Here is a 16,094-nt window from a genome sequence, read left to right as displayed (position 1 = left end):
CGGACCGGGTGAAGTGCAGTCGCTACGAGAAAACCGCCAGGCGGGATCTGCCAGAAACCCACGCCAGGAGATCCGCCACCCGAAGAGATCGCGGAAACTGCGAGGGACGCTGTTGCGTCAAGCGCCGCGACGTTGAGACTGAGGACCGGACTGGTCGTCCTCGTCCTCGTCGTCGTCGTTGTAGAGATCCGCGTACTGTGCGTACGGGTCGTCTTCCTCGTCGTCGTCCTCGAACGGCTCGCCATTCGGCGGCTGGCTCGAAGTCGAAGCGCCCAGCTCATTGGCCAGACGCGAGAGGTCAGTCCCGCCGCTGCTGTACTTCAGCTGGCGGGCGACCTTCGTCTGCTTGGCCTTTGCCCGGCCGCGCCCCATGGCTCGACCCCCTCGGATACGGGGCTCGACGGCCCCAGAGTCTTGACACGCGTTCATGATCTGGAACGGACTCTCCGTGGAGAGACCGGTCCGTAGGGCTTCCACGGTACCTGAGCCCGCGCCCATACGGTACGTCGCCCGCAGCACGCGCCTTCGCCCAGCACCCGCGAGGTGCCCTGTCCTCGCTGGTCAACCGCGATTTTAACCTCTTCTCGGCGCCCGACCCGCCGACAGACGTGAGAGTTCTCTCCCAACCGCCCGTCGGCGGGTCCCTGACAAGCGCCGAAGGCCTCGGCCGGGGTCAGTGACCCCGGGCCTCCGCCATCCGCTGCTCGGCGATCCGGTCGGCCGCCGCGGCCGGCGGGATCCCGTCCTGCTTCGCACGTGCGAATATGGCCAGCGTGGTGTCGAAGATCTTCGTGGCCTTCGCCTTGCACCGGTCGAAGTCGAAGCCGTGGAGCTCGTCGGCGACCTGGATGACACCGCCCGCGTTCACGACGTAGTCGGGCGCGTACAGGATCCCGCGGTCCGCGAGGTCCTTCTCCACGCCCGGGTGCGCGAGCTGGTTGTTGGCCGCGCCGCACACGATCCGGGCCGTGAGCACCGGCACGGTGTCGTCGTTCAGCGCCCCGCCCAGCGCGCAGGGCGCGTAGATGTCGAGGCCCTCGGTGCGGATGAGCGTCTCGGTGTCCGCGACGGCCGTGACGCCGGAGGGGTGCCGGTCCAGGATCCGCCGCACGGACTCGGCCCGCACGTCCGTGATCACGACCTCGGCGCCGTCCGCGCGCAGGTGGTCGACCAGGTGGTGGCCCACCTTGCCGACACCCGAGACGCCGACCTTGCGGCCGCGCAGCGTGGGGTCGCCCCACAGGTGCTGCGCGGAGGCCCGCATGCCCTGGAAGACGCCGAAGGCGGTCAGGACCGACGAGTCGCCCGCGCCGCCGTTCTCCGGGGAGCGTCCGGTCGTCCAGCGGCACTCGCGCGCCACGACGTCCATGTCGGCGACGTAGGTGCCGACGTCGCACGCGGTGACGTACCGGCCGCCGAGCGAGGCGACGAACCGGCCGTAGGCGAGGAGCAGCTCCTCGGACTTGATCTGCTCCGGATCGCCGATGATGACGGCCTTGCCGCCGCCGTGGTCGAGCCCGGCCAGGGCGTTCTTGTACGACATCCCGCGCGCGAGGTTGAGGGCGTCGGCGACGGCCTCCTGCTCGCTCGCGTACGGGTAGAAGCGCGTTCCGCCGAGGGCGGGGCCCAGGGCGGTGGAGTGGATGGCGATGACGGCCTTCAGGCCGCTGGCGCGGTCCTGGCAGAGCACGACTTGCTCATGACCCCCCTGATCCGAGTGGAACAGGGTGTGCAGTACATCAGCAGGCGCGCCGGTTACGTCGGTCACTGTGGTGACTCCCAGGTAAAAAGCGGCGGTTGGGTGCGGTGCCCGTGCGGATGGCGGGCTCCGGTGGGAATGAGACTAGAGCCTGTGCCGACCCGCCCTCGGCGCAGTGGTCAGGATCACCTACGGGCGGGGCACGGCCGTGGTTCGATTTGCATAGATTTCTCTTCAGTTTCCGATCGGTTCTCGCTGGTTTTCCCGGTGCTCGACGGGGGAGGGAGCAGGCGTGCCCAAGGTGTCCGCGGTGATCGTCCCGTACACGTCGTACCTGCGGGTGTACGAGCCTCTGGCCGCGTTCCCCGAGTCCGAGCGCGCCCACTGGACGCGCTACGCCGAGCGCACCGAGCGCCCCTCGTACCAGGACGAACTGCGCCGCTCGCTGGCCGATCTGCTGCCCACCCCGCCGGTCCCCGTCCCGGTGCACGAGAGCGGTGACGCGTTCGTCGCCGAGGTCGACGGGGTGGTGTGCGTCTGCCCCTGGCGCACCCGGCTGCGCGGCTGGCAGGCCCTGGACGACCTGGGCGAGGAACTGCCCGCGTCGGTCCTGGACGCGGTGCTGCCGCCGCTGGTGCGCCGTCAGGCCGCCCTCGACTACGAGCGCTGGCTGGCGCGCAACCCCGACGCCCGTCCGTGGATCCGCACCTCGACCTGGCAGGTGCCGCTGAACTGGTTCGTGCTCGTCACGGACGAGGAGCGGGAGTACGAGAAGGGGACGGGCCCGGCCGGAGCCGCGCCGCTGCTGCGCTACCGGACGCCGATGGTCCAGGCGCGGCGCCGAACGGCCCGGGCCCTGCGCACGCTCCGGGACGCGCTGGACGAAGGGCCGCTCATCGAGGGCCTGGTGGACGTCGGCCGCTGGCTGGAGGAGTTCCATCCGCGCTCGCTGGTCGAGCTGGACTACGGCGGGCTCGTGCACACGCTGCCGGCGGGCCAACTGGAGGGCGACCACTCGGCGAAGGACGTGGCCGAGGGCATCGAGGCGCTGCGCACCGGGGACGGGGCGACGGCGGGCGAGGCGTACGGCCGGCTGGTGGAGCGCTGGCGGTCGGTCAGGGACCGGCGTTCGTCCAACTGAAATCATCCCGTCCGGTTGTGATCTGGCTCTCACAGGTTCCGGGTCGAACTCGCGTATGGTCCTCACACGCTGAAGAACCCTCACGTCCAGGACGTAGGCCCCGATCCGGGCGTATACGTCAACGGGTGTCAAGCGTGACGGACGGCACTTACCCGGCTCTTGCATCGCTTCCCCCTCCTCGTGTCAAAATAGGACAAGGAGCCCGGGGGAGGGCTCCCTCCGCCCGCTTTTGGGGGGGAATCTCGGCATTGCACGCTTTTAGGACGTCTGGTGACTCCTGATCGCCCTGTGACTGATCGTCACAGTGGCGTGACTGTCCGCTATGGCATGGTCCATCGGCTTCCGTCGCTGATGAACACCTGGGAGGGCAATTCCATCGGTTTGGCCGACGCGGCTGGACGGATGGTGTAGTTGTAGTGCCGAGGACAAGCCGTTCGTCCTATAACCGACTCGACTCGCGTCCGCCATTTCGGGCAACGCGGGTCAAGGTGCAGAATTTAGAGGAAAGAACCGAGAAGGTTCGGTTCTCCCGAGGAGGCCGCTCATGACCGCTCGCACCCCTGATGCCGAGCCGCTGCTGACCCCCGCTGAGGTCGCCACGATGTTCCGCGTCGACCCCAAGACGGTCACGCGGTGGGCGAAGGCCGGCAAGCTCACGTCCATCCGCACGCTCGGAGGGCACCGCCGTTACCGCGAGGCTGAGGTCCGCGCACTGCTCGCGGGTATCCCGCAGCAGCGCAGCGAAGCCTGAGTCACCGCATAACCGGACAAGTCGACGGATCCCCCAACCCGTCGAGGCGTCCACACCACAGCTCCAAGCGACGCGGGTTCTGCCCCAACAGAGCTCACGCCCAAGCGTTTTTGCCACATGAACAGGGTGCGTCGTAGATCGCGCTGGACTCCGCCGGGTCCAGCGCGATTTTTTTTGTGCGTTCCACCGGCCCCGGCGGGCGGCCTGTGAGCGGCCTTGTCGGAGTCTGGGGGCGGGTGTCGGATCGGCTGCGGAAGCCCTCGATCCACGGTGCAATTGCACATATTAAATTGACTGGTTGTAGGAGGGGGGTAAGTTCCACACTTCTGAAAACATATGCGGTGACTCCCGTCACATGCCACAGTCCTTGTCCCCCGAGAGCCTTCTGCGCTAGGGGAGTTGGGCCGGTGAGGGGTCGCGTCACGCCTGGTCGCGCGGGGGGACGAGGGCCCGGCGAGGGCCGTCGGAGCGGTTCCGGGTCACGCTGTCGAGGGTCTTTCGTCCTCGGGGGTGTTCTCGGGCTCCTGCTCGTCGTTCGGGGCGGCTTCCATGGCCAGCCGGGCGAGCTGATGGCAGATCGGACAGTGCCGCGTCAGATGGCGGTACCCGGACGCGGCCGCCAGGTGGGCTCGGAGCAGAGCCCGGGTCTCGTGCCGGGCGGACACCGCCATACGCACCTCCAGGGGGCCGGCAGGGCGAGTGGCCCTGGATTCCGGGGTACCGGCGGAATGTGACGCCGTCAAGGGACGGGAGCGGGCCACGGAGACGGCTCCGGAGGCCCGAAGGCCCGTACGCGGACAGGCGCGCACACGCGAACGGCCTTGCGTGGCCCCGGGAGCAGGAGCGCGTGGCCCCCGGACCAGGAGCGCGGGGCCCCCGGACCAGGACCGCTTCGTCCCGGACCCGGGTCGGGTGCGGACACGCGAAAAGGCCCGGAGTCGAAGCTCCGGGCCTTTTCCTTGTGCGGTCCTGACGGGATTTGAACCCGCGGCCTCCACCTTGACAGGGTGGCGAGCACTCCAAACTGCTCCACAGGACCTTGATTCGCAGCGACTTGTTCTTGCGCCGTGCTGCGAAACAGACTGTACATGAGGTCAGACCCCGGGGTCGAACTCACCGCCCGTGCGGGCGCCGTCACGGGACGGCGGCGTCGATCGCCTTCACGATCCGCTTGTCGGAGACCGGGTACGCCGTGCCGAGCGCGTGGGCGAAATAGCTGACCCGGAGCTCCTCGATCATCCAGCGGATGTCCAGGACCGACGCGGGCACCGGGCGGCCCTGCGGGAGCTGTTCCAGGAGCCAGGCGTACTCGTCCTGCATCTCGTGGACCTTCTCCATGCGGCTGGTGTCCCGCTGGGCACCGGTCGGCATCTGCTGGAGGCGGCGGTCCGCGGCGACCAGATAGCGCATCAGGTCCGGCAGCCGCCGCAGTCCCGTCGCCGTGACGAAACCGGGCTTCACGAGGGCGTCGAGCTGCTTGCGCACGTCCGCGAGGTTCGCGAGCAGGGTCGGGCTCCTGACGCCCTTCAGACGGCGCTCACAGGCCTGCCAGGCGGCGAGCACCTGCTGCACCTGTCCGACCGTGCGCACGGTCGTGTCGACGATCTCCGCGCGCACCTTGTCGTACAGCTTGCGGTAGGACTCCTCGTCCCACGCCGGGCCGCCGAAGTCCGCGATCAGCTTGTCCGCCGCCGCCATCGCGCAGTCGTCGAAGAGCGCCTGCACCGAGCCGTGCGGGTTCGCCGACAGCGCGAGCTTCTGGGCGTTGGTGAGCTTGTCCGAGGCGAACTTGCCCGGGTTCACCGGGATGTTGCGCAGGATCAGGCGGCGGGTGCCCTTCCACATGGCCTCGGCCTGCTCGGCCTCCGTGTCGAAGAGCCGCACGGAGACGGTGTTCGCCGCGGGGCCGTCGTCGACCAGCGCCGGGTACGCCTTCACCGGCTGGCCGGCCCGGCGCGTCTCGAAGACCCGCCGGAGCGAGCCGATCGTCCAGTCCGTCAGCCCCGAGCGTTCCAGGGACTCCCCGCCCTCGCGTTCCGCCGTCGCCGCGGCGGCCTGCGAGATCGCCTGGCGCGCCTTCGGCTTCAGCCGGAGCTTGAGGGCCTCCAGGTCCTTGTCCTCGGCCAGCTTGCGGCGCCGCTCGTCGACGATCCGGAAGGTGACCTTCAGATGGTCGGGGAGCCGTGACCAGTCGAAGTCGTCGGCGCTCAGCGGCACACCGACCATGCGCTTGAGCTCGCGCGCCATGGTCAGCGTCAGCGGCTCCTGGAGCGGTACGGCCCGCTCCAGGAACTTCTGGGCGAAGTTCGGGGCGGGGACGTAGTTCCGCCGGATCGGCTTGGGGAGCGAACGGATCAGCTCCGTCACCACTTCCTCGCGCAGCCCCGGGATCTGCCAGTCGAACCCTTCGTCCGTGACCTGGTTCAGCACCTGGAGCGGGATGTGGACGGTCACGCCGTCCGCGTCCGCGCCCGGCTCGAACTGGTAGGTCACCCGGAACTTCAGCCGCCCCTGGAGCCAGGAGTCGGGATAGTCGTCCTTCGAGACCGCGCCGGCCCGGTCGTTGATGAGCATCGAGCGCTCGAAGTCGAGGAGTTCGGGCTCCTCGTTCCGCTTGCGCTTCCACCAGGAGTCGAAGTGCGCCCCGGACACGACGTGTTCGGGCACCCGCTGGTCGTAGAAGTCGTACAGGGTCTCGTCGTCGACCAGGATGTCGCGGCGACGGGCCCGGTGCTCCAGCTCCTCGACCTCGGTGAGCAGCTTGCGGTTGTCGGCGAAGAACTTGTGGTGCGTGCGCCAGTCGCCCTCGACGAGGGCGTTGCGGATGAACAGTTCGCGGCTGACCTCGGGGTCGATCCGGCCGTAGTTCACCTTCCGCTGCGCGACGAGCGGTACGCCGTACAGCGTGACCTTCTCGTACGCCATCACGGCGGCCTGGTCCTTCTCCCAGTGCGGCTCGCTGTACGTCCGCTTGAGGAGATGGCCGGCCAGCGGTTCCACCCACTCCGGCTCGATGCGGGCGTTCACGCGGGCCCAGAGCCGCGAGGTCTCGACGAGTTCGGCGGACATCACGAACCGCGGGGGCTTCTTGAACAGCGCCGAGCCCGGGAAGATCGCGAACTTGGCGTTGCGCGCGCCCAGGTACTCGTTCTTCCCGGTGCTCCGGCCGCTCTCCGGCTTCCCCGTGCTCCGGCCGCTCTCCGCGCCGGCGTCCTTCACGTCCTTCATGCCGATGTGCGAGAGCAGACCGGCGAGCAGGGACACGTGGACGCTCTGCTCGGGCGCGTCCTCCTCGTTCAGGTGGATGCCCATCTGCTTGGCGACGGTGCGGAGCTGGCTGTAGATGTCCTGCCATTCGCGGATGCGCAGGAAGTTCAGGTACTCCTGCTTGCACATCCGGCGGAACGCGGACGAGCCCCGCTCCTTCTGCTGCTCACGGATGTAGCGCCACAGGTTGAGGAAGGCCAGGAAGTCGGAGGTCTCGTCCTTGAAGCGGGCGTGCTGCTGGTCGGCCTGCGCCTGCTTCTCGGACGGCCGCTCGCGCGGGTCCTGGATGGAGAGCGCCGCAGCGATCACCATGACCTCGCGCGCGCAGCCGTTCTTGTCGGCCTCCAGGACCATCCGGGCGAGCCGGGGGTCGACGGGGAGCTGGGCGAGCTTGCGGCCGGTCTGGGTGAGCCGCTTGCGTGCGTCCTTCTCCGCCGGGTCCAGCGCGTTCAGCTCCTGGAGGAGCTGGACGCCGTCGCGGATGTTGCGGTGGTCCGGCGGGTCGATGAAGGGGAACTTCTCGATGTCGCCGAGGCCGGCCGCGGTCATCTGGAGGATGACGGAGGCGAGGTTCGTACGGAGGATCTCGGCGTCGGTGAACTCCGGCCGGGCGAGGAAGTCGTCCTCGGAGTACAGCCGGATGCAGATGCCGTCGGACGTACGGCCGCAGCGGCCCTTGCGCTGGTTGGCGCTGGCCTGCGAGACCGGCTCGATGGGCAGCCGCTGCACCTTCGTGCGGTGGCTGTAGCGCGAGATGCGCGCGGTGCCCGGGTCGATCACGTACTTGATGCCGGGGACGGTCAGGGAGGTCTCGGCGACGTTGGTCGCCAGAACGATCCTGCGCCCGGTGTGCGGCTGGAACACGCGGTGCTGCTCGGCGTGCGAGAGCCGGGCGTACAGCGGCAGGACCTCGGTGAAGCGGTAGTTCTTCTTGGTGATGGCGTCGGCGGTGTCGCGGATCTCGCGCTCGCCGGAGAGGAAGACGAGGATGTCGCCCTTGCCCTCGGCCTGGAGCTCCTCGACGGCGTCGCAGATCGCGGTGATCTGGTCGCGGTCCGCGTCCTCGGAGTCCTCTTCGAGGAGCGGGCGGTAGCGCACCTCGACGGGGTACGTCCGGCCGCTGACCTCGACGATCGGGGCGTCGCCGAAGTGCCGGGAGAACCGCTCCGGGTCGATGGTCGCGGAGGTGATCACGACCTTGAGGTCGGGCCGCTTGGGCAGGAGCTGGGCGAGATAGCCGAGCAGGAAGTCGATGTTGAGGGACCGCTCGTGCGCCTCGTCGATGATGATCGTGTCGTAGGCGCGCAGCTCGCGGTCCGTCTGGATCTCGGCGAGCAGGATGCCGTCCGTCATCAGCTTGACGAAGGTGGCGTCGGGGTTCACCTGGTCGGTGAAGCGGACCTTCCAGCCGACCGCCTCGCCCAGCGGGGTGTCCAGCTCGTCGGCGACGCGCTCGGCCACCGTACGGGCGGCGATACGACGGGGCTGGGTGTGCCCGATCATGCCGCGCACGCCACGGCCCAGCTCCATGCAGATCTTCGGGATCTGGGTGGTCTTGCCGGAGCCGGTCTCACCGGCGACGATCACGACCTGATGATCGCGGATGGCCTCCGCGATCACGTCCTTCTTCTGGCTGACCGGAAGCTGCTCGGGATAGGTGATCGCCGGGACACGGGCGCGGCGCTCGGCCATCCGGGCCTCGCCCCCGGCCACCTCCGCCTCGATCTCGGCGAACACGGCGGAGCGGGCCTCGGGCTTGCGGATCTTGCGCGCGCCTTCGAGCCTGCGCCCGAGCCGGTGCGCGTCGCGCAGGGACAGCTCGGCCAGGCGGGCGGCGAGATCGCCGAGGGCGGGGGCAGGGTGCGTAGACATACGCGATCCAGGATCTCATCCCGGGGAAATCCCTGGCGAACCCTTTTGCCGCGCCGCCGCGAGCGGGGTCAGGGGGCGCGCTGCGGGGGCGGCGCGGGGGCCTCGGCGGCGGGGCCGGCGGGCGCGGGGGTCCCGGCGTCGGGAGCGGGGGTTTTCGCGGGGGCGTGCCCGGACTCGCGCCGCGGCGCCGATCCCAGGGCGATGGACCGGGCGGTGTTGGAGATGGCCTTGATGCCCAGGTAGGCGGTGGTCATGCTGCTCACGGCGGTGAAGGCGGCCGTGAGCACGCCGACGATCACGGACTTGTCGCCGTCGAGCCGCCAGACCCCGAGGGCCGCGACGGCGACGATGGCGAGATTGCTCATGACGACCGCGATCAGCCCGTACCGCGCCCGGTCCTTCTCCAGCTCGGTGTCCCGCGCCGCCGCGCCCTCGTCCCGGCTCATGTCCATCCCCCCGAAGGAACCCGATCGATCACCCAGAAGTTAGCGCCGGGCCGGGCGTGGTGCCAGGGGAATCGCGATCCTGGCCGCCCCGGGTCCACCGCGAGGTTCCGCGAGCGACGAAACCCCCTCCGGGCGAACCGGAGGGGGTTTCGTTCTGGTGGCTGGGGCCGGGGTCGAACCGGCGACCTATCGCTTTTCAGGCGATCGCTCGTACCAACTGAGCTACCCAGCCACGAGGCTTCCGGAGAAACCTCAGCGGTCCTGACGGGATTTGAACCCGCGGCCTCCACCTTGACAGGGTGGCGAGCACTCCAAACTGCTCCACAGGACCAAGCTGTTGTGTGCGAAACAGGCTAAGCAAGTGTCGCACACGGTGTTGCGTGCCCCCAACGGGATTCGAACCCGTGCTACCGCCTTGAAAGGGCGGCGTCCTAGGCCGCTAGACGATGAGGGCTATCGGCCCGCCTGCGCGCTTCTCAGCGCGTCGGGGACGTGAGAAGCATATGGGATGGCGGGAGGTATCGCCAAAACGGTTTACGGGGAGGTCGTGGAGGGGGTTCCCGAGGGCGTCGGCGAGGGGGTCGCGCCGGGCCGGTTCTCCTGTGCCAGATGGCGGCTGACCTCGGCCGTCGTGAGGCCGAGACCGCCCAGCCTGATCTCGTCCCAGGCCTGGAGCCGGCGGGTGTCCCGGTCCAGGTAGAGGACCGAGGCCTCGATCGGGGCCGGGTACTGGCGCTCGACGGCGCGCAGCCCGCTCCCGCCCGTCGAGCCCTCGACGCGCAGCCGCGTCCCGTACTTCATGACCTCCATCTCCTCGTGGTGCAGATGCCCGGCGAGCACCAGGGGCACCTGCCCGTCCGTCCCGCGGGCCGCCTGCGGTTCGTGGGCGACGGCGATGTCGACCGGGGTGCCCGCGGCGCGCTGGTCGCGCAGGGCGGAGGCCAGCCGGGCCCCCGCGAGGTCCTCGGCCGCGTCGCCGCCCGGAGCGGTGGAGCGGTCGGGGGTGAACTGGGGGTCGCCGATGCCGGCGAAGCGCAGGCCCGCGACCGTGACCGCGCGGCCGTCGTCGAGGACGCGCACGTTCTTCAGGTGTTCGAGGTAGCGCTGGGTCTCGCGCGAGTCGTGGTTGCCGCGGACCCAGACGTACGGGGCGCCGAGGTCGGGTATCGGGTCGAGGAAGCCGTTCTCGGCCGCCGAGCCGTGGTCCATGGTGTCGCCGGAATCGACGATCACGTCGACCGCGTACTGCTTCACGAGCGAGGCGATGATCTTCCAGCTCGCCGGGTTCAGATGGATGTCGGAGACGTGGAGCACCCGGATCGTGGTCGGGTCGGGTTCGTAGACGGGGAGGGTGGACGTGACGTCGTACAGCTTCGTCACGTTCGTCACCAGGCGCGCCAACTCCTTCTGGTAGACGTCGAACTCGCTGACGATGCTGCGGGCGTCGCCGACCAGGGACGGTGCGGAGGCGAGCAGGCCGGAGTACTTCGGCTCCAGGACCGACTCGGGGTTCCAGGTGGCGGCGGCGGTCGCTCCGGAGGCTGCCAGGAGGCCGAGGGCGAGACCGCCGGCGGCCAGGGCGCGGCGCGGGCGGCGGTAGACCGCGAGGCCGAGGGCGGCCGCGCCGGCGCCGACGGCCGTGCAGGAGCGGACGGCCAGGTCGAGGGTGCCGTGCTCGACGTCCCGTACGACCTCGTCCTGGAGTCCGGCGAGGCGTTCGGGGTGTTCGACGAGGGCCTGGGAGCGTTCCGGGTCGAGCCGGTCCACGTCCACGTCCAGGCGCAGCGGGGCCTCGTGGCTGCGCAGCTCCAGCGCGCCGAGCGGAGAGATGTTGATCTTCGTGCCGCCGGTGAGGGACGGGCGCAGGGTCATGGTCGTGTTCATGGGGCCGACCGGGACACGGACGTCGCCCACGACCAGCAGTCCCAGCCAGGCGCCGAGCAGCACCACGCACAGCAGTCCGAGGGCGCGGGTGTACGGGTTCTGCCGGGGGGCGAGTTCGAGCACCGGGCCCCCGCGGTGGCCGGGGCGGCGGCGGACGAGCGCGCGGAGCGCCCGTCCGGCGCGGTCGGCCGTGCGGCGGGCGGTGGCGGTGGCGGTTGCGGCGACGGGGACGGGGGCGCGGGCCATTTGTCCCGTCTGCCCAAAGGGCGGTGCGGGTATGCGGGGTTCCGTCACCCTCGCCGGAGGCGCGTGCGGGCGGCCCGGTCAGCCCCAGCCGAGTTCGTGCAGGCGGTCGTCGTCGATGCCGAAGTGGTGGGCGATCTCGTGGATCACGGTCACGGCGACCTCGTGCACCACCTCGTCCGTGGTCTCGCACCGGCGCAGGGTGGGGCCCATGTAGATCGAGATGCGGTCGGGGAGCACTCCGGCGTACCACTCGCCGCGGTCGGTGAGCGGGGTGCCCTCGTAGAGGCCCAGCAGTTCGGGATCGTCGGCGGGAGGCTCGTCCTCGACGAACACGGCGACGTTGTCCATGACCCGGGTCAGCTCGGGCGGGATCCGGTCCAGCGCCTGGCTCACGAGCTCTTCGAAGGTTTCGCGCGTCATCTCCAGCACCTGGCCATTGTCGGGGATGGCGCCCCGGTGGCGGCGTACGACGGAGACCCGGAGAGGGCCGGATCCGGGGAGGGGGCGCGATACCTGGCCCACATGGGGTGTCTCATACCATTTTCGGAGTGTTCTGACGAATCAGGATGATCCGTCCGGTGATAGTGCGGGCATGACACGCACCCTTTCCCTCGCCCGTCCGGGCGCCCGCGTCCGGGCCCGCGCGGCCCTCCTGTGCGCCGCCCTGCTCGCCGTCACCATCCAGACGACCGCCGCCGCGCCGGCGTTCGCCCGGGCTCCCGCCCGCTACGGCGAGAACGACTGTGTGAGGACCGGGAGACCACTGGGCGGCGAGGCCCGCGAGGTCCTCGCCATCGCCCGGAAGGCCAAGGCCGACCTGCATCTGAAGTCGGTGGAGCTGAAGGTCACCAGCCACGGGCGCGAGGTCCTGACCGACGCGCTCGGCGAGTCCATGACCGGTGTCCCGGCCGAGCCGGACATGCACTTCCGCGCCGGTTCCGTGGCCTTCTCCTACGTCGGCACGGCCCTGCTGCAGCTCGTCCAGGAGGGCAAGGTCGGCCTGGACGACACCGTGGAGCGCTGGCTGCCCGGCTTGCCCAAGGCGAACCAGATCACCCTGCGGATGCTGGCCAGCAACACCACCGGGCTGCACGACTACGTCACCGACCCGGCCTTCCTGGCCGAGCTGGAGGCGCACCCCTTCCGGCACTGGACCCCGCAGCAGTTGCTCGCGTACCCCTACAGTCATTCGTTCTGGTACAAGCCGGGCACCAACTGGAGCTATTCGCACGCCAATTACCTGCTGCTGATCCAGGCGCTGGAGAAGATCACCGGCACGCGCATCGACAAGCTCCTGCGGGAGCGGGTCACCGGTCCGCTGGGTCTCGACAACACCCGGAACAACTTCACCCCCGACATCCCGCGGCCGGTCGTGCACGCCTTCACGTCCGAACGCGGCCTGTACGAGGAGTCCACCTTCTGGAACCCCTCGTGGACCACGGCGCCCGGTGCCGTGATCACCACGCACGTCTGTGACCTGGCCCGTTCGGCCGCCGGCATCGGCAGCGGCGCGCTCATCTCGCGCAGCTCCTACCGCACCCTGCTCGATCCGGGCACGGTCGGTCTCGGCCACCCGACCGCCAAGTGCCCCGCCACCGTCTGCCTGGAGCAGACCGAGGCCAAGCACTTCGGACTCGGCGTCATCGTGATCAACGGATGGATCCTGCAGAACCCGTCGTTCTCGGGATACGCGGCGATCCAGGCGTATCTCCCGTCCGAGCGTCTCGCCATCGCGGTCAACGCGACCAAGACCAAGGACACTCCCGACGGCAACCAGGCCGAGGTGGTCGCCGAGCGCATCGCGGCGGCGCTGGCCCCGCAGGCCCCGCTGGCGATCGGCTGACCCGCCGGGTCCGCCCGCCCGGCCGCGCCCTCCGCGCGGGGCGCGGGCCTCACGGAGGCGCCCTCCGGGCCCGGTTGGGCCCCGGGGGCGCGTGTCCTTGCGTGGGCGGCGGGAGTTGGACGGGGAGAACTCCCGTCTCTCCCCACGCTCCCGGCTCCTTCCGAGCGGGGGACACCCCGTTCGGAGGTGGCCGCCCGTGCGCGCCTTGTACGTACCCGTCCGTCTGGCCGCCGCGGTCCTGGCCGTGGCCGCCACCGCCGGCTGCATGAGCGTCGGCGACGACGCGGGGCGGCCGGGGCCCTCCCACTCGGCGGACAGACGCGCCGGCGGGGTGCCCGGCGACGGGTCCGCCGTGGGCGGCGGCGGGGTCGGGTCGTACAGCGGGAAGGGCGGGAAGGGCGGAAAGGGCGGCAGGCGCGGAAAGGCCTCCGCGAAGCCGGGGGAGTCCGCGTCCGGCGACGCGTCGGCGTCCCCGGGCGCGAAGCCGTCCGCGAAGGCGACGCAGAAGGACGGGACCCCCTCCAAGGCCTCCGCGCCGCCCGGGGGCGAGCCGACTCCCACCCGTACGTCGGCGGAACCCTCGCCCGAGCCCCCGCCGGCCTCCCCGCCGTCGCCGCCCGACCCCGGGACCCCGGAGCCCTCGTCGTCGGCGCACGAACAGCCGGTGACCCAGTTGATCCAACGGGAACCGGCGCCCGAGGCCGGCTCACCGGTGTAGCCGGCGGGTGCCCGCCGGCGCGGTCGGCGCGGGGACCGGGGCGGGCGCGGGTCCCGCCCCTCGGGCCCGCACCGGGGCCCGACGCGGGCCCGGTGCGGCGGGGATGTGGCGGGGTTCACGGGTACCGAAGGCGTGGATGTGGCCTGTTCAACAGCGCCGTCGGCGCGGGCGGGGTAGCGTGGAGGACGCGAGCAGGTGGCTTGGAATGCACCCTCACCTGGTCGTATGGGGCTCAGTTTGCCTTCATGGGGGAAGGGTGCGTATGGTAGTAGATCGTTTGATCCCATTTGCCCGGCGCCGCCGCAGAGAGCGCCGCGTGGCGCGTACTCTCCCTTGCCGTGGCCGGACCGCATAGAGGCGGTCGTTTGCGACTTCACGGAGTTTGGGCGCGTGCCGAAGAAACTCCGGAAGGTTCGCATTTCGCATGTCTGTTTCCAGTACTGATCACGTCGTCGTGCCCGAGAACAACGAGAACAACGACGTGGTCGAGGCCACGATCGAGGCGATCGAGGCCGTCGAGACCACCGAGTCCGCCCCCGAGCTGACCTTCGCCGACCTCGGCCTCCCCGAGGGCGTCGTCCGCAAGCTCGCGCAGAACGGCGTGACCTCCCCCTTCCCGATCCAGGCCGCGACCATCCCGGACGCCCTGGCCGGCAAGGACATCCTCGGCCGCGGCCGCACCGGCTCCGGCAAGACCCTCTCCTTCGGTCTGCCGACCCTGGCGCAGCTCGCCGGCGGCCACACCGAGAAGAAGAAGCCGCGCGCCGTCATCCTGACGCCGACCCGTGAGCTGGCCATGCAGGTCGCCGACGCGCTCCAGCCCTACGGCGACGTCCTCGGCCTGAAGATGAAGGTCGTCTGCGGCGGTACGTCCATGGGCAACCAGATCTACGCCCTGGAGCGCGGCGTCGACGTCCTCGTCGCCACCCCGGGCCGTCTGCGCGACATCATCAACCGCGGCGCCTGCTCGCTGGAGAACACCCAGATCGCCGTCCTCGACGAGGCCGACCAGATGTCGGACCTGGGCTTCCTGCCCGAGGTCACCGAGCTGCTCGACCAGATCCCGGCCGGCGGCCAGCGCATGCTGTTCTCCGCCACGATGGAGAACGAGATCTCCACGCTGGTCAAGCGCTACCTGACCAACCCGGTGACGCACGAGGTCGACAGCGCCCAGGGCAACGTCACGACGATGTCGCACCACATCCTCATCGTGAAGCCCAAGGACAAGGCGCCGGTCACCGCCGCGATCGCCTCCCGCAAGGGCCGCACGATCATCTTCGTCCGCACCCAGCTCGGCGCCGACCGCATCGCGGAGCAGCTCCGCGACGCCGGTGTGAAGGCCGACGCGCTGCACGGCGGCATGACGCAGGGCGCCCGTACGCGGACGCTGGCGGACTTCAAGGACGGTTACGTCAACGCGCTCGTCGCCACCGACGTCGCCGCCCGCGGTATCCACGTCGACGGCATCGACCTGGTCCTGAACGTGGACCCGGCCGGCGACCACAAGGACTACCTGCACCGCTCCGGCCGTACCGCTCGCGCGGGCCGCTCCGGCACCGTCGTGTCGCTGTCGCTCCCGCACCAGCGCCGCCAGATCTTCCGGCTGATGGAGGACGCGGGCGTCGACGCCGCGCGTCACATCATCAACTCCGGTACGGCCTTCGAGCCCGAGGTCGCCGAGATCACCGGCGCCCGGTCGATGACCGAGGTCCAGGCCCAGTCCGCGGGCGACGCCGCCCAGCAGGCCGAGCGTGAGGTCACGCAGCTCACCAAGGAGCTGGAGCGCGCGCAGCGTCGTGCCGCCGAGCTCCGCGGTGAGGCCGACCGTCTGGTCGCCCGTGCCGCCCGTGAGCGTGGCGAGGACCCGGAGGTGGCCGTCGCGGCCGCCGCCGAGGCCGCCGAGCAGGCCGTCGTCGCCGAGGCGCCGGCCGTGGAGGCCCCGGCCGAGCGTCCCGCGTACGAGGAGCCGCGTCAGCGCCGTGACGAGCGGGGCAACTACGAGCGTCGTGACAACGACCGTGGTGGCTTCCGTCGTGACGACAACCGTGGTGGCGGTTTCAACCGCGATGACCGTGGCGGCCGTTCTTTCGAGCGTCGTGACGACAACCGTGGCGGTGGCTTCCGTCGCGATGACAACCGTGGTGGCGGTTTCAACCGCGATGACCGTGGCGGCCGTTCTTTCGAGCGTCGTGACGACAACCGTGGCGGTGGCTTCCGTCGCGATGAC

12 protein-coding genes and 4 tRNA genes are annotated in these 16,094 nt (G+C 70.3%); 5 read left to right on the top strand and 11 right to left on the bottom strand.

What is annotated here, in order from left to right; genetic code table 11:
• Nucleotides 1-117 precede the first annotated feature (117 nt).
• Nucleotides 118-372: a DUF3073 domain-containing protein gene (locus tag ACZ4TO_RS22870; RefSeq protein WP_037615441.1), complete on the bottom strand. Its 255-nt coding sequence runs from the start codon at nt 370-372 to the stop codon at nt 118-120.
• A 301-nt stretch (nt 373-673) separates the two neighbouring features.
• On the bottom strand, nt 674-1,768 hold the full coding sequence (locus ACZ4TO_RS22865) for a Leu/Phe/Val dehydrogenase (protein WP_382782878.1): 1,095 nt from the start codon (nt 1,766-1,768) through the stop codon (nt 674-676).
• 223 nt (nt 1,769-1,991) lie between these two features.
• Between ACZ4TO_RS22865 and ACZ4TO_RS22860 the strand changes: the two genes are divergently transcribed.
• Both ACZ4TO_RS22860 and bldC read left to right on the top strand, forming a co-directional pair.
• Nucleotides 1,992-2,840 carry a DUF8083 family protein gene (locus ACZ4TO_RS22860; protein WP_382782875.1) on the top strand — a complete coding sequence of 283 codons (849 nt, stop codon included), beginning with the start codon at nt 1,992-1,994 and terminating at the stop codon, nt 2,838-2,840.
• Between the two features lie 544 nt (nt 2,841-3,384).
• A complete protein-coding gene (gene bldC / locus ACZ4TO_RS22855) occupies nt 3,385-3,591 on the top strand; it encodes a developmental transcriptional regulator BldC (RefSeq protein WP_003949541.1) in 207 nt (68 codons plus the stop codon).
• Nucleotides 3,592-4,070: 479 nt separating this feature from the next.
• Here the strand turns inward: bldC and ACZ4TO_RS22850 are convergent, their stop codons facing one another.
• From ACZ4TO_RS22850 to ACZ4TO_RS22810, 9 genes are all read right to left on the bottom strand, one after another.
• Nucleotides 4,071-4,262 (bottom strand): DUF6274 family protein, encoded by a 192-nt coding sequence (locus tag ACZ4TO_RS22850; RefSeq protein ID WP_382782872.1) that lies wholly within the window; start codon nt 4,260-4,262, stop codon nt 4,071-4,073.
• Between the two features lie 293 nt (nt 4,263-4,555).
• Nucleotides 4,556-4,630, bottom strand: a tRNA-Asp gene (locus ACZ4TO_RS22845).
• Between the two features lie 95 nt (nt 4,631-4,725).
• Nucleotides 4,726-8,730, bottom strand: a complete 4,005-nt coding sequence (gene hrpA / locus ACZ4TO_RS22840; RefSeq protein ID WP_468025081.1) for an ATP-dependent RNA helicase HrpA — start codon at nt 8,728-8,730, stop codon at nt 4,726-4,728.
• Between the two features lie 68 nt (nt 8,731-8,798).
• Nucleotides 8,799-9,182, bottom strand: a complete 384-nt coding sequence (locus ACZ4TO_RS22835; RefSeq protein WP_385043006.1) for a hypothetical protein — start codon at nt 9,180-9,182, stop codon at nt 8,799-8,801.
• 149 nt (nt 9,183-9,331) lie between these two features.
• A tRNA-Phe gene (locus tag ACZ4TO_RS22830) sits at nt 9,332-9,408 on the bottom strand.
• Nucleotides 9,409-9,432: 24 nt separating this feature from the next.
• Nucleotides 9,433-9,507, bottom strand: a tRNA-Asp gene (locus ACZ4TO_RS22825).
• A 50-nt stretch (nt 9,508-9,557) separates the two neighbouring features.
• Nucleotides 9,558-9,630 (bottom strand) — tRNA-Glu (locus tag ACZ4TO_RS22820).
• Between the two features lie 80 nt (nt 9,631-9,710).
• On the bottom strand, nt 9,711-11,306 hold the full coding sequence (locus tag ACZ4TO_RS22815; protein WP_382782864.1) for a metallophosphoesterase family protein: 1,596 nt from the start codon (nt 11,304-11,306) through the stop codon (nt 9,711-9,713).
• A gap of 78 nt (nt 11,307-11,384) precedes the next feature.
• Nucleotides 11,385-11,735, bottom strand: a complete 351-nt coding sequence (locus tag ACZ4TO_RS22810; RefSeq protein ID WP_382782861.1) for a metallopeptidase family protein — start codon at nt 11,733-11,735, stop codon at nt 11,385-11,387.
• A 163-nt stretch (nt 11,736-11,898) separates the two neighbouring features.
• On the opposite strand from ACZ4TO_RS22810, the gene ACZ4TO_RS22805 reads away from it, so the two are divergent.
• The 3 genes from ACZ4TO_RS22805 to ACZ4TO_RS22795 form a co-directional block, all read left to right on the top strand.
• Nucleotides 11,899-13,149, top strand: coding sequence for a serine hydrolase domain-containing protein (locus tag ACZ4TO_RS22805; RefSeq protein ID WP_468025080.1), 1,251 nt, complete (start codon nt 11,899-11,901; stop codon nt 13,147-13,149).
• A gap of 196 nt (nt 13,150-13,345) precedes the next feature.
• On the top strand, nt 13,346-13,867 hold the full coding sequence (locus ACZ4TO_RS22800) for a hypothetical protein (RefSeq protein WP_468025079.1): 522 nt from the start codon (nt 13,346-13,348) through the stop codon (nt 13,865-13,867).
• 424 nt (nt 13,868-14,291) lie between these two features.
• The coding region (locus ACZ4TO_RS22795; protein WP_451075314.1) for a DEAD/DEAH box helicase at nt 14,292-16,094 on the top strand (1,803 nt) is incomplete at its 3' end.

Source organism: Streptomyces sp. NPDC028298, from assembly GCF_055565895.1.
This window is presented reverse-complemented; position numbering and strand designations above follow the sequence as displayed.